Origin of the sequence: Okeania sp. SIO3B5, from assembly GCF_010692555.1 — a bacterium.
In the GTDB taxonomy this organism is placed as follows: domain Bacteria; phylum Cyanobacteriota; class Cyanobacteriia; order Cyanobacteriales; family Microcoleaceae; genus Okeania.
Window position 1 is genome coordinate 1 of sequence record NZ_JAAHHG010000276.1, and the last position, 13,233, is coordinate 13,233.

Genomic DNA, 13,233 nt, shown 5'->3' on the forward strand with positions numbered 1-13,233 from the left:
AAGTAGAGGTAAATCTGTAACGTTATAGTTTTTTCCCAGATAATTGATATTGATTTTTGAATTGAGATTTTGAGTGTAAGTAGAAGAAATCTTCTCAGACTTACTTTTCCATCTCAGGGAAGTAGAGGTAAATCTGTAACGTTATAGTTTTTTCCCAGATAATTGATATTGATTTTTGAATTGAGATTTTGAGTGTAAGTAGAAGAAATCTTCTCAGACTTACTTTTCCATCTCAGGGAAGTAGAGAAAATCTTCCGAGACTTACCTTTCCATCTCAGGGAAATAGAAGCAAATATATAGCACTATAGTTTTTTTCCCAGATAATTGATATTGATTTTTGAATTGAAATTTTTAGTGCAAGTAGAAGAAATCTTCCGAGACTTAACTTTCCATCTCAGGGAAGTAGAAGCAAATATATAGCACTATAGTTTTTTTGCCAGATGAAGGTTTGAATTTGGCAATGGAGATTTTCACCCTCATTGGTCTAGTAGAAGCAGGAAATATTTCTAGACTTTCCTTTGTCTGTGAGGGAATATTAAACCAAATCTCTAGCGCTATAGTTTTGTGCCAGATAGATTATGGCATTTTTCTTAGTTTGAGGTCAAAATGGAACTAACTGTCTGTTGGTTTTGTTTTATATATCAAATATTGAGTTGCTTAGGACATAGAGTAATGATGAATCAAAGAGGAAATATTTTTCCCACTCTTCTAGGTCGCCTTTTCCCTCCCATATAATACCAACCTCAAAAAATAAGACTTTCGATAACCTCAAACAACTAAATTCCTAACTGCCCTAACTACCGATTATTTTTCTAATGTGGATGAGATAAATCAATACTATAAAATTCTAGAACTTGAACCTGGTGCTTCCCTAGATCAAGTGAAACAAGCTTACCGAGATTTAGCCTTTGTCTGGCACCCAGACCGCTTTGCCCAAAATACTCGTCTCCAAGCAAAAGCTCAAATTCGTCTCAAAGAAATTAATGAAGCTTACCGAAAATTACGGTATTTTTTGAATGATTCTCAACCACAAACTGTTCCGAAACGAAAAACTCCAAGTCAAACACAACAATCATCACCTCGTCGTTCACCTTCTCCTCAACCTACCCCCTCTCCTCAAAGGCCAGAAAATTCTAACGCCAATAATCCTTTTCAACAATTCTCTGTTCACACTCATCAAACAAATTCCACAACCTCCAGTATTCCTTGGGGTAGTTTAATAGCTACTTTCCTGTTTTATGCTTTGACTGCCTGGGTATTAGTTATTTCCAAAGCTCCTGTTTGGAGTTGGGCCGTAGTTGAAGGTGTGGCATGGATGGGAATGACTGTTTTGGCAATTGAAGGGACAGGTTCTCAAAAATGTTGGGCGATCGCTTTATTGGGTGCTGGAGGAGGAGCAGGTTGGATAGCTGGAAATTCTGTGGGAGGTATAATTACTGCTTTGGCATGGGCGATAGTTGGATGTAGTCTAGGGTTGATTGCTGGCACTGAACCAAAGGCCAGAACAGTTGCTGCTGTGGTGACTATTGGTGGAGTAATTGCTTTAGGGGGATTTTTGGCTGGTAATGGGGCTGAAAATGTATTGTTGGTGATTGTTGGTTCTATTATTTGGGCTGCTGCTGGATTTATTTTTGGGACAATAGTGGATGCTGTAATTGGTTTGAAGAATGGTAATGGTGTTGGCAGTATGCTTGGGTTTATTGTGTGTGCTTGGGTTGGAGCTTGGTCTGCTGCTTGGAGTTCTGCTCGGTCTAAAAATGTGGCGATCGCCTTGGCTAGTGCTGGGCCTAATATTATTGTTGGGTTATGGGTAGTTATTGGTATTGTGGCAGGAGTGGTTTCTCAAATGGTTGCGGGAGAAAAGTTGATAGAGTTGTTTAATGGATTTTTTACTTTTTTGATTTTAGCTATTATTTCTGGATTAGGTTTAGGTTTTGGCTGGTGGCTTTCCACAAGTTTAGTGTGATTTATGACTTCTTCAGCTTTGCTCTTTCCCTTCTACTTGCAGGTGATGTTATACCAATTTGATAAATGTTTGCTACAAATATCTAGGGTATTTCTTCAATAATTTAGAATCCAGAATTCAGAATTCAGAATCCAGAATTCAGGAGCCGGAATGAATAGATTTAATACCATTTTTGATGTTGTAAATTATCTTTGATTTCTTCTTCCTACTTCCTACTCCCTACTCCCTCTTTTTGAATAATGAGCTATTCTCTGATCCTAAAAACCACATATTTCTATGATTCTTTCTTCCTACTCCCTACTCTCTACTCCCTACTCCCTCTTTTTGAATAATGAGCTATTCTCTGATCCTAAAAACCACATATTTCTATGATTTCTTCTTCCTTCTTCCTCCTTCCTACTCCCTACTCCCTACTCCCTACTCCCTCTTTTTTAATAATGAGCTATTCTCTGATCCTAAAAACCACATATTTCTATGATTCTTTCTTCCTACTCCCTACTCCCTACTCCCTACTCCCTCTTTTTTAATAAACTTTCAAACTTGGATGTGGGCAATGGTGGACTGAATAAATAGCCTTGAATTTCGTCACAGTCATATTTACGAAGAAAGTCTAATTCTGATTGAGTTTCTACTCCTTCGGCAACTACTTTTAAGTTTAAATTATGAGCCATTTGAATAATAGCAATTGTAATTGCTTCTGTCTTACTATCTTCAGTAATATTACGAATAAAACAGCGGTCTATTTTAATTACATCAAATGGAAATTCTCTGAGATAACTTAAGGATGAATACCCTGTACCAAAATCATCCATTGATATATTAATGCCAAAGTTTTGCCATACTTCCATAATTTGAGTTGCAGCTTTTTCATTTTGCATGACTAAGCTTTCTGTGATTTCTAATTCTAAGTAATTAGCTTTTAAACCTGTTTCTTGAATAATTTTAATAACTCTTTCTTGAATATTTCTTTGTGTAAATTGGCATCTTGATAAATTAACTGCTATTTCTAATAGTCCAAAACCTAGTTCTTGCCAGATTCTTGTTTGATTACAAGCAGTACGCAAAACCCATTCTCCTATAGGGATAATTAAACCTGTTTCTTCTGCTAAAGGAATAAATTCTGCTGGTGAGACTAAACCTTTTTTTGGGTGACACCAACGTACTAAAGCTTCTGCCCCAGTAATTTTACCAGTCTTGATATTAACTTTTGGTTGATAATAAACTTGAAATTCTGAGCGTTTTAAAGCATTATGCAAATCAGTTTCTAAGCCTAGTTGCTCTAAAGAAATAAAAACTGTTTCTGATTGATGAAATTGATAACTATTACCTCCTTTTTCTTGAGCATGATACATTGCTGCATTGGCATTTTTTAGAAGTTCATTTGCTTCTACATCATCTAATGGATAAAAGGTAATACCTATACTAGCAGTGATATAAATTTCATAACCTTCTAAAAAAATTGGTTGAGAAATTGTATCTAATATAGATTGAGCTATATCTGCTACTTCTTGCTTTTTTTCTACTGGTTTGAGAATTATCCCAAATTCAGCAGCTTCTAAATGAGCTAACAAATCTATTGAATCAATAGACTTATTAAGTTTTTTTGCCACAGTACAAAGTACCAATTCTCCATTTTTATCCCCCAAGGTTACTTTGATTCGATTAATTCTATCTAGGCTAATATAAAGGATAGGTATTATGGGAAAAGATATATCGTTTTGAGATTTATTTAGATGACATAATTTTTCTAAACTACTCTGATTTTTATAAGATATAGTTTCATTAAGTCGCTCTGTAAATAAAGAACGATTTGGTAATTGAGTTATAGGATCGTACTGGTGTCTTTGGAGAGCTATTTCTATAGTTAAATGTAAGTTTCTTTCTTCAAATGGTTTAATAATATAGCCAAAAGGATTTGTTGCTTTTACTCTCTGCAATGTTTTTTCATCAGTGTAAGCTGTTAAGAATATTATTGGTATTTGGGAGCTTAAATGAATTTGTTCTGCTGCTGTTATCCCATCCATTTCTCCTTGCAACATCACATCCATTAATATTAAATTAGGTTGTTTTTCTACTGCTATTAAAATTGCTTCTTCTGCCGAAGAAACAATATCAATAACTGTATAACCCATGATTGTCAGACTGTCTGCTAAATCTTCAGCAATAATACTTTCGTCTTCGACAATTAGAATTTTTGATTTTGACATTTATACTCCTCTATAATTTACTTGCATTCAGGCTAGAAAAAGTTATTTGAAAAACTGTTCCTACTTCATTAACTAACTCAATTGTTCCCTTAAGTTGTCTCACTAATGAGCATACTAAACGGAGACCTAAAGAACCAGATTTTTGATAGTCTAAATCTTGAGGAAAACTCATTCCATTATCAGCTACTTTGAGAATAAATTGGTTTTGCTCGCGGTCGTCATAATCAAATTCTATGAAAATTTCTCCTTGAAATTCTTCTGGAAAAGCATACTTGAGAGAATTAGAAACCAATTCATTAACGATCAGACCACAGGGAATTACTGTATCAATATTTAAGCAAACAGGAATTACATTTATCTTTAATTTTACACCTCTTGCTTTGACTGCATAAGCTTGGAATAAGTGAGTAGCTAGACTGGAAATATATTCAGTAAAATTAACTTTAGATAAATCCTTTGATTGATATAAATGTTCATGGACAAGAGCCATAGATCTAACTCGGTTTTGGCTTTCTTTTAACATTTCTAAAATTATTTCATCTTGAATATATCTTGACTGTAGTCTTAATAAACTAGAAATTACTTGCAGATTATTTTTGACTCGATGATGAATTTCTTGTAGTAAAACCTCTTTTTCTGCTAAAGATTCTTTGATTTGCTCTTCATGACGTTTTCTCTCAGTAATATCACGAATTACGGCTTGAAATACCATATTTTTAGTTGATTTTTTGCTTGATTTATTTTGAGTATATTCACCAGTTTTGATTGCAGTTAATAAGACTTCTGTAGGAAATTCCGATCGATCTGCTCTTTGATTTATCCATTCAAAACAACTATTACCTTTGACAATTGCTTGAACCATATATCTTTTGATTAACTGAGCAGATTTTTTTCCATTTTGCTGATATTCGGGATAAAAATCTGCTAAGTTATGATGATAAAATTCTTCTTTATTATTTAAAGCAAACATTTTTAAAGTTGCAAAATTGCAATCAATAATTCCGTTCCCATCTAGGAGTATAACAGCATCGCTTGTGGCTTCATAAAGGTTACGAAATTTTTTCTCCGATTCCTGAAGTGAAGCAATTAATTTACTTTTCATTGCCTCTGCTTGTTTACGATCAGTAATATCTATTCCCACTGAAACTAATGCTTTTCCTTGAGCATATTTCTGAACTACAACCAAGTAATTTTTAATATTTCCATTAAATTTTGTCTCAACTTCTTGAGATATTTGTTGTGCGGAACTAGCGAAAAAATCACTAATAAATTGAACGAAGCCCCAACTACTCCCTAGAAAACCTATTTCTTGACCAATAAATGTTTCTGGAGGTAAGTTAAAACTGGCTGCTAATTGCCTATTTACTCCTATATATATTAACTCCGAACTAATCCAAGAAACAAACCAAGGCACAGCATCTAAGACTGCCTGTAATTGGTCTTTAGCTCTTTGTAAAGCTTCTTCTGATTTCTTGCGTTGAGTAATGTCAGTAGCAGTGCCAATAGCTCCTTGAAAATTGCCAAACTTATCTCGTAAAGCAATTGCATTAAAGTTAAGATATACAGGTATTCCATCTTGGCGCTTATGTATAGTTTCCCATTGATAACTCGAAGTATTATCTTGAGTAAATATCGGTATTTGTGTAATATTTTTTATGTTTGCTGCCGTATATTTTTCTACTTCTTCCTGATAGATAAAATTTGTTATAGAACGGCCGATAATTTCTGTTGTTTCATACCCATAAATGCGTTTAGCTGCTTGATTAACAAAAGTAAAACGTCCTAAAGTATCTAGTGACCAAATTAAATCTTGAGAAGTTTCTACTAGATGCCTATATTTTTTCTCACTTTCTGCTAAAGCTGTTTCTACTCGTTTTCTTTCTAGGGCATTAATAAACATCTCTCCCATAATTCTGAGCAGAGCAATAATATCTTCTGACCAATTTTTTTCCTCTTTAACTGAATCAAATCCTAAAAATCCAATAAAAATACCACGATATACTATTGGTACAACAACCAAAGATTTGATACATTGCAGTCGCAAAAATATTTTACTTATCCATTTTTCTTTTGATAGTTTAGTTCTACTTGGAATATAAATTGTTTCTAGGTTTTTTATTTGTTCATTCCACTCTTCTAATGCTGTGATTGGTATTTGTTTTCTTTGCTCAATTTGTGGTTTAATGCCACTAGCACACCACTCATAATCATTGTTAATATAACTACCAGTTTTATCCAGTAACAATATATAGCTACGATCTACACCACTAAAAGTTCCTATCCATTCCAGAGCTACTTGAATTCCACGATCTATCTCGTCTGGGGCTAAATTAATAAAATGAGCTGACAAAGTAGTAATTAATTCTTCAAAATTTAGCCTATATAGTAATTCTTCTCTAGCTTGTTTATGTTTGACAATCTCCTCTATAAGTTGTTCATTTGATTCTCTTAAGGCAGATGTTTTTTCCTCAACTTTTTTTTCTAGTCTTAGTTGATATTTAGGGTCTTCTAGTTGAGTATTTTTACCTGCATCAACATTGATATTAACTCCTATTAATCCTAATGTTTCACCACTTTCAGATATTTGAGGAATTACTCTAGTTTCATATTCTATATCTTCCACTTCCCCAAACCATTTAACTTCATTGCCTCCCAGTGCAAAGTAAGTTTTATCTAATACTTCTTGATGGTCTTTGTATAATTCAAAAATTGATTTTCCTATTAAATCATAAGATTTAATTGTTGATTTTATAGCTTTACTTTTGTCGCCTTCTACAAAAGTAAATATACCTTTGTTATCTACTTCCCAAATAATTAAAGACGCTTGATTAGTAAGTATCCGTAAACGTGCTTCACTTTTTTGGAGAGCATTCTTAGTCAATTGATGTTCTGCTTTCTCTTTTTTTAACTCTTCTGTCAACTGAGCAACACTTTGCTGTAAATTTTGAACAACGCTATACATCATTGACATTGATTTTAGGGAATAATAACTATAGTATAACTAGCATAACCATAAAGAGGTTAAGCTATAAAGAAGCTTGATTTTAAGTTTTTTTTGAATAATTAACTATATATCCTAGTGGGATATATTAAGGTAAGCATTTCCTGCGGAATGCTGTGCAAACAGCTATTACCAGTCAGCACTTCTGAAGGAATACACTCTGATTCAGCAATTAGCAATGAATAATTACTTCTAGGGTTTGGGAAGAAGACCCATAGCAATAACTTTTTATTCAAACTCAATTTCAAAGGTTGCTTTTGCCTTCCAAAAAATGGCGTTGCTGATAGCTAAATGCTTACATATTAACTTTATAACACATACTTTTTTAGCTCTTCAATAGTTAAGCTATAACCTAGTCTGTGGCATCTAGAAATATTAAAATATTTGCCAAAGTAGAACAATTATCTAAAATCTAGTCAAAATAGGCCATGAAACTACCTGAGTCAAGCAGATTAAAATTTACCGATAATTTAAACATCTGTCGCATTTTAAACGGAATGTGGCAGGTATCAGGTATTCACGGACATATAGACCCCAAAACTGCTATCCAAAGTATGTTTGACTACATGGATGCAGGTTTCACTACTTGGAATTTAGCAAACCATTATAGCCCAGCAGAGGACTTTATTAGAGAATTTAGAATTGAGAAATTGATATAATTTAAAATTTAGAATTGAGAAATTGATAAATTTAATAATAAGGATTTGAAAATATGTCTGATTCATTTACTCGAGAAATTAGTAATCGCATTTGTTCTCACATGAATGAAGACCATGCAGATGCTGTACTTCTTTATGCTCAAAAATTTGGCAGTTATTCTAATTCTACAGCAGCAAAAATGCTTTCTATTGATGCTCAAGGTATGAATTTAACTGTTGAAGTTAGTGGGGAAAGTTTACCTATAAGAATAGAATTTGACCATACTTTAAAGGATGCTGAAGATGCTCATCATACTCTTATTGATATGCTCAAACTAGCTCGTACTCAAAAATGAAATATGAGCAATTTTACGACAGTCAAAATAAACAATCAAAAGTGAGATGCTTTTTGCGGAAAAGTCTAACAAATTGGGATTTTAGGTGATTGTTGAAGTGAATTTGTCTAGTTACTCTTCTGCTCAGAATAGTTTGATGGGAGAGTAACTCACTCCTACTTTAGCTACATCGCCCTTGAGCCTCACGCCATATTTGAAAAATTGGCGTGAGATGAATCGGCAGCAAATTGAATAGGTTCGATGCCCATTCAATTTGCATGCCATCCCAGCACAAGCTTTCGCCCTAGTAGAAAAACTTGTATGATGATATTCCAATAACCCCAGAAATTTTCCACCATGCGGACTGCCTACCAATATAAATTAAGGCCAAATAAAGAACAGTTAGCCATAATAGAATTGTGGTTGGAATTGTTGCGTCGGCAGTACAACTATCGGTTAGGTGAGCGGTTCTCCTGGTGGGAGGAAAATCGCTGTCCGGTTAATGCTTGCCCTTTGGTGATGCCAATTCCTCAACTAAGAGATAATCCAGATTATTACTCTCAAAAACGAGATTTAGTCAATACCAAAGACAAGTTTCCTGAGTACAAGCTAATTCATTCTCAGATTTTACAGGATTGCATAAAACGGGTAAAACTTGCCTTTGATAGATGGTTGAAAGCAGACAAAAATGGACAGAAATTAGGGAAACCAAGGTTTAAAGGAAAAGGACGTTATCGCAGTTTTACTTATCCTCAAATCAAACTTGACTCCATAGAAGAAAATCAAATTAATTTGCCCAAAATAGGCAAGGTAAAGTTAATTAAACATCGGCCTTTACCTGATGGTTTTCAAATTAAAACAGTAACTATTAGTCGTAAAGCAGATGGTTATTATGTGACTTTATCCCTAGAAGACAAATCAGTTCCAGCTTTAACAACTGAAGTTGAACCTACATTAAAAAATACTCTGGGAATCGACATGGGATTGAAAGAATTCTTAGTAACAAGTGAAGGAGAATCAGTCCCCATCCCTCAATACTATCGCTCATCTCAGCAGCGATTAAAGACTTTACAGAAACGTTTATCTCGAAAGAAAAAAGGAAGCAAAAGATGGTTAAAAGCTGTCAAAGCCGTAGCTAAACAACATAAAAAGGTAGCTGACAAACGTAAAGATTTTCACTTCAAAACAGCCAATGAATTGTTATTAAAAGCGGATATTATTGCCCATGAAAACTTAAACATTAAAGGGCTAGCAAAGACTCGTTTGAGTAAATCAATTAACGATGCTGGATGGGGACAATTCCTGTCTATTTTGACTGTCAAAGCCGGAAATACTGGACAGAAAACTATAGCAGTGAACCCTCAAAATACCAGCCAAGATTGCTCGAATTGCGGTGAAAAAGTCCCCAAAGAATTAAACATACGAACTCATTCTTGCCCACACTGCGGTATTGTAATAGACCGCGACTGGAATGCAGCGATCAATATAAAAAATAGGGCGGTAGGGCCCAGACGTCCTTAAAGCTCGTGGAGTCCGACGGGGTACCGGGACTGGGAAACGAGAAGCCCACGCCATACCTTAAGGTTGGCGTGGGAGTATGTCACTTGCTGTTTGTTTGTCTATCTCCCCCACACCCAGACCTATCCGTGTATCCGTGCCATAATCAGTGTGAGCCACTCCTAATTCAAAATCGACCCTCCCATCATCTTCTGATACCGCCATTCCAACTCTCTCCTCAACAGAGGCCAACTATTCAAACTTTCATCCTTCTCCATCACCCGAAAAGCAGCACCCCGCGCCAACTCCAAAACCTCCTGGTCCTCAACCAAACTCGCCAAAGCAAAATCCGGCAACCCAGACTGCTTCGTTCCCAAAACTTGACCTGGTCCCCGTAAACGCATATCCATTTCAGCAATAAAAAATCCATCCTGAGACTGCTCTAAAACCTGCAACCTTTCCACAGCATCCGTCGAACCCGCACCCCTCATCAACAAACAATAAGACTTATGGACACCACGCCCCACCCGTCCCCGCAACTGATGTAACTGAGATAAACCAAACCTTTCTGCATTTTCAATTAACATTACTGTGGCATTCGGCACATCTACCCCCACTTCCACCACAGTTGTAGATACTAAGATCTGAGTTTCATTATCCCGAAATGCACTAATTGCTTGGTCTTTTTCTGCACTGCTCATTCTTCCATGAAGTAAACCTATTTGAAACTCTGGAAAAACTTTTTCAGCTAACTTTTGATGTTCTTCAACTGCTGACTTTACATCCAATTTTTCCGACTCTTCAACTAAGGGTAAAACTATATAAACTTGTCTACCTTGAACTATTTCTCGGCGGATTAAATCGTAAGCTTTTTTACGTTGTCTTCCAGTCAAAGTTGTTGTTTGAATTGGTTGTCTTCCTGGAGGCAATTCGTCTATTTGACTAACATCCAAATCTCCATGTAATGTCAGAGCAAGAGTTCTCGGAATTGGGGTAGCCGTCATTGCCAAAAAGTGAGGAGATTCACCTTTTTGTTGTAATTTTGCTCTTTGTTGAACCCCAAATCTATGTTGTTCATCTATTACTACTAAACCTAATTTGTGAAAAATTACTGCATCTTGAATTAGGGCATGAGTACCGACTAATACAGGTAATTCTCCAGTCTCAAGTTGAGAGTTAATTTCTCGGCGTTTTGCTACTTTTGTCGAACCAGTTAATAATTCAACTGGTAAATGTAAGAGATTAAACCAAGCAACTAATTTTTTATAATGTTGTTCTGCTAATACTTCTGTTGGTGCCATTAAAGCAGCTTGATAACCAGCTTGAATTGCTGCTAACATCGCCACAACTGCTACTACAGTTTTTCCTGCTCCTACATCTCCTTGTACTAATCTTTTCATTGATTCAGGTTTTTGTAGGTCATTGAGTATTTCATTAACTACTCTTTTTTGAGCATTAGTTAACGCAAATGGCAGGAGTTTATAGAATTGCTCAATTAATTTTCCTGTAGTTGGTAAAGCTATTCCTGTTTCTACCTTTTTTTGCAGTTGCCGACGTTTCAATAATCCTAATTGTAGGTAGAAAAATTCATCAAAAACTAAGCGACGACGAGCTGCTGCTAAACAATCTCGATCTATAGGAAAATGAATATTTTTAATCGCATTTTTTAAATCTATTAATTGATATTGATTTAGTAATGCTTCAGGCAATGTATCTGATAATTGTTCTGCTGTTGGTAAAACTGTAAATATTGCTCGTCTAACAACATCTGCACCTACTCCATCTGTTAAGGGATAAACTGGTACTAAACGACCAACTTTCATGGATTCAATTTTACCCCCTTCACTATCAAGAACTTCTATTTCTGGGTTATCTAAATTTTTCCCATATTTGTTTTCTTTAACCAAACCTGAAACAGCTACTGTTGCACCGACTGGGTATAATTTTTTCTGCTGCATTTGCCAACCTTTATTACTAAATCTAGGTCCGGCAAAAAAGCGACTTATTTTAATTTGACCTGTAGCATCTGTGAGAGTAAGTTCGAGAATAGTTAATTTCTTATTTTTCGGGCTAGAAAAACAATTAAATCGTTTAACTTTGCCAATTATTGTGACAGTTTCTCCAGGCTCTAAGTCACGAATATTTGCTTGACGAGCATAATCTATATGGTCTCTTGGGTAATAATAAAGTAATTCTCTAACTGTATATAATCCTAATGTTGTTAGGCGATCGCTGTTTCTTTTGCTAATATCTTTTACTTCTGTTAATGGTTGTTCTACATCAAGTTTATCGCTGTATTTTTGGGGAGTAACAGAACTCTGTTTTAGTCTTTCTTTAGTTTTTTCTTTTGGTTGAATTATCTCTTTTTTTATTGTTTCTTCCGGCTTTACTCCTTCAGAAATATATTGCATTTTTTGTAAAAAATATTTAGTTGTTTCTAGTAATTTTTGCCGCTCTTCTCTGGTCATTTCTGGATAGCTGACAAATTTATTAGATATTTCCTGAAATTGATTTTGATAACCTTGTAATATTATGGGTGGTTCGCTCAAACTGATACTTAAAAAGTCATTAAATATATATTGTTTTCCCTGGATATTTTGAAATCCATATTGTACTTCTACGGACAAAGCTTTTTGTAGTCTTTCCCAGTCGATATTTTCTTTTTCGTTATTCATAGCGTATTATTTATGTAATATTTTCTTAGTCGGTAATTTATAGAAATTCACACTTCAATAAATATCAGCATTCAGTTTTTGGCATTGCATATTTGTGGGATGAATTTTAACCTTGGATAAAAAATAAGTATGAAGTATTAAAGATGAGATTTACCTGTTCCAAAAAGATTCATTCCGCCCCTCAGCAACCCCCAGTTTTTTTGATTTCTTTTATTTTGTTTTCTTTGAGGAAACCCATTTATCTATTTAATTAATAAATTCATTAAATATATATTGTTTTACCTGGATATTTTGAAATCCATATTGTACTTCTACTGACAAAGCTTTTTGTAGTCTTTCCCAGTCTATCTTTTCTTTTTCGTTATTCATGGCAGATTATTTATATAATATTTTCTTAGTCGGTAATTTATAGAAATTCACACTTCAATAAATATCAGCATTCTGTTTTTTGACTTCTTTTATTTTGTTTTCTTTAAGGAAATCCATTTATCTATATAATTAATGAATTCATTAAATATATATTGTTTTCCCTGGATATTTTGAAATCCATATTGTACTTCTACGGACAAAGCTTTTTGTAATCTTTCCCAGTCTATCTTTTCTCTTTCATTATTCATAGTATATTTTTTCTGTAATATTTTCTTAGTCGCTCATTTAGAGAAAGCATAGTTAAATAAATATCAGCATTCAGTTTTTGGCATTGCATATTTGTGGAATGAATTTTAACCTTGGATAAAAAATAAGTATGAAGTATTAAAGATGAGATTTACCTGTTCCAAAAAGATTAATTCCGCCCCTCAGCAACCCCCAGTTTTTTTGATTTCTTTTATTTTGTTTTCTTTGAGGAAACCCATTTATCTATTTAATTAATAAATTCATTAAATATATATTGTTTTACCTGGATATTTTGAAAT

Annotated in this window: 9 protein-coding genes and 1 pseudogene; 4 read left to right on the forward strand and 6 right to left on the reverse strand. The window is 34.4% G+C overall.

Features of this window, described 5'->3' with window-relative positions; all coding sequences use genetic code 11:
- Positions 1-817: 817 nt before the first annotated feature.
- Entirely contained in the window at positions 818-1,966 is a 1,149-nt protein-coding gene (locus F6K54_RS27940; RefSeq protein WP_293084964.1) for a J domain-containing protein, read from the forward strand.
- Between the two features lie 509 nt (positions 1,967-2,475).
- Here F6K54_RS27940 and F6K54_RS27945 read toward each other — a convergent pair.
- The gene (locus tag F6K54_RS27945) at positions 2,476-4,173 is read right to left on the reverse strand and encodes a bifunctional diguanylate cyclase/phosphodiesterase (protein ID WP_293084967.1); all 1,698 of its coding nucleotides are present in this window, start codon (positions 4,171-4,173) and stop codon (positions 2,476-2,478) included.
- A gap of 10 nt (positions 4,174-4,183) precedes the next feature.
- Positions 4,184-7,144, reverse strand: coding sequence for a PAS domain S-box protein (locus tag F6K54_RS27950; protein WP_293084970.1), 2,961 nt, complete (start codon positions 7,142-7,144; stop codon positions 4,184-4,186).
- A 458-nt stretch (positions 7,145-7,602) separates the two neighbouring features.
- Between F6K54_RS27950 and F6K54_RS27955 the strand changes: the two are divergent.
- The 3 genes and pseudogenes from F6K54_RS27955 to F6K54_RS27965 form a co-directional block, all read left to right on the forward strand.
- Positions 7,603-7,815 (forward strand): annotated as a pseudogene (locus tag F6K54_RS27955) (aldo/keto reductase); the annotation flags it as partial.
- Positions 7,816-7,886: 71 nt separating this feature from the next.
- Positions 7,887-8,168, forward strand: a complete 282-nt coding sequence (locus F6K54_RS27960) for a DUF2470 domain-containing protein (protein ID WP_293084973.1) — start codon at positions 7,887-7,889, stop codon at positions 8,166-8,168.
- Between the two features lie 336 nt (positions 8,169-8,504).
- Positions 8,505-9,668: a transposase gene (locus F6K54_RS27965; protein ID WP_366558253.1), complete on the forward strand. Its 1,164-nt coding sequence runs from the start codon at positions 8,505-8,507 to the stop codon at positions 9,666-9,668.
- 57 nt (positions 9,669-9,725) lie between these two features.
- Here F6K54_RS27965 and F6K54_RS27970 read toward each other — a convergent pair whose 3' ends face one another.
- From F6K54_RS27970 to F6K54_RS27985, 4 genes are all read right to left on the reverse strand, one after another.
- A complete protein-coding gene (locus F6K54_RS27970) occupies positions 9,726-9,869 on the reverse strand; it encodes a hypothetical protein (protein ID WP_293084985.1) in 144 nt (47 codons plus the stop codon).
- Positions 9,827-12,319, reverse strand: a complete 2,493-nt coding sequence (gene recG / locus F6K54_RS27975; protein WP_293084976.1) for an ATP-dependent DNA helicase RecG — start codon at positions 12,317-12,319, stop codon at positions 9,827-9,829. Before recG ends, F6K54_RS27970 begins: the two co-directional genes overlap by 43 nt.
- Positions 12,320-12,565: 246 nt before the next feature.
- Positions 12,566-12,688 carry a hypothetical protein gene (locus F6K54_RS27980; RefSeq protein ID WP_293084979.1) on the reverse strand — a complete coding sequence of 41 codons (123 nt, stop codon included), beginning with the start codon at positions 12,686-12,688 and terminating at the stop codon, positions 12,566-12,568.
- A gap of 89 nt (positions 12,689-12,777) precedes the next feature.
- Complete coding sequence (locus F6K54_RS27985) at positions 12,778-12,936, reverse strand: hypothetical protein (protein WP_293084982.1); 159 nt, start codon at positions 12,934-12,936, stop codon at positions 12,778-12,780.
- Positions 12,937-13,233 lie beyond the last annotated feature (297 nt).

Excerpts from the sequence above, each read along its gene's own strand:
- F6K54_RS27960 (WP_293084973.1), top strand. The coding sequence starts at position 7,887 with ATGTCTGATTCATTTACTCGAGAAATTAGTAATCGCATTTGTTCTCAC.
- F6K54_RS27970 (WP_293084985.1), bottom strand. The coding sequence starts at position 9,869 with ATGGCGGTATCAGAAGATGATGGGAGGGTCGATTTTGAATTAGGAGTG.
- F6K54_RS27950 (WP_293084970.1), bottom strand. The coding sequence starts at position 7,144 with ATGTCAATGATGTATAGCGTTGTTCAAAATTTACAGCAAAGTGTTGCT.
- F6K54_RS27985 (WP_293084982.1), bottom strand. The coding sequence starts at position 12,936 with ATGAATAATGAAAGAGAAAAGATAGACTGGGAAAGATTACAAAAAGCT.
- F6K54_RS27965 (WP_366558253.1), top strand. The coding sequence starts at position 8,505 with ATGCGGACTGCCTACCAATATAAATTAAGGCCAAATAAAGAACAGTTA.
- recG (WP_293084976.1), bottom strand. The coding sequence starts at position 12,319 with ATGAATAACGAAAAAGAAAATATCGACTGGGAAAGACTACAAAAAGCT.
- F6K54_RS27980 (WP_293084979.1), bottom strand. The coding sequence starts at position 12,688 with ATGAATAACGAAAAAGAAAAGATAGACTGGGAAAGACTACAAAAAGCT.
- F6K54_RS27945 (WP_293084967.1), bottom strand. The coding sequence starts at position 4,173 with ATGTCAAAATCAAAAATTCTAATTGTCGAAGACGAAAGTATTATTGCT.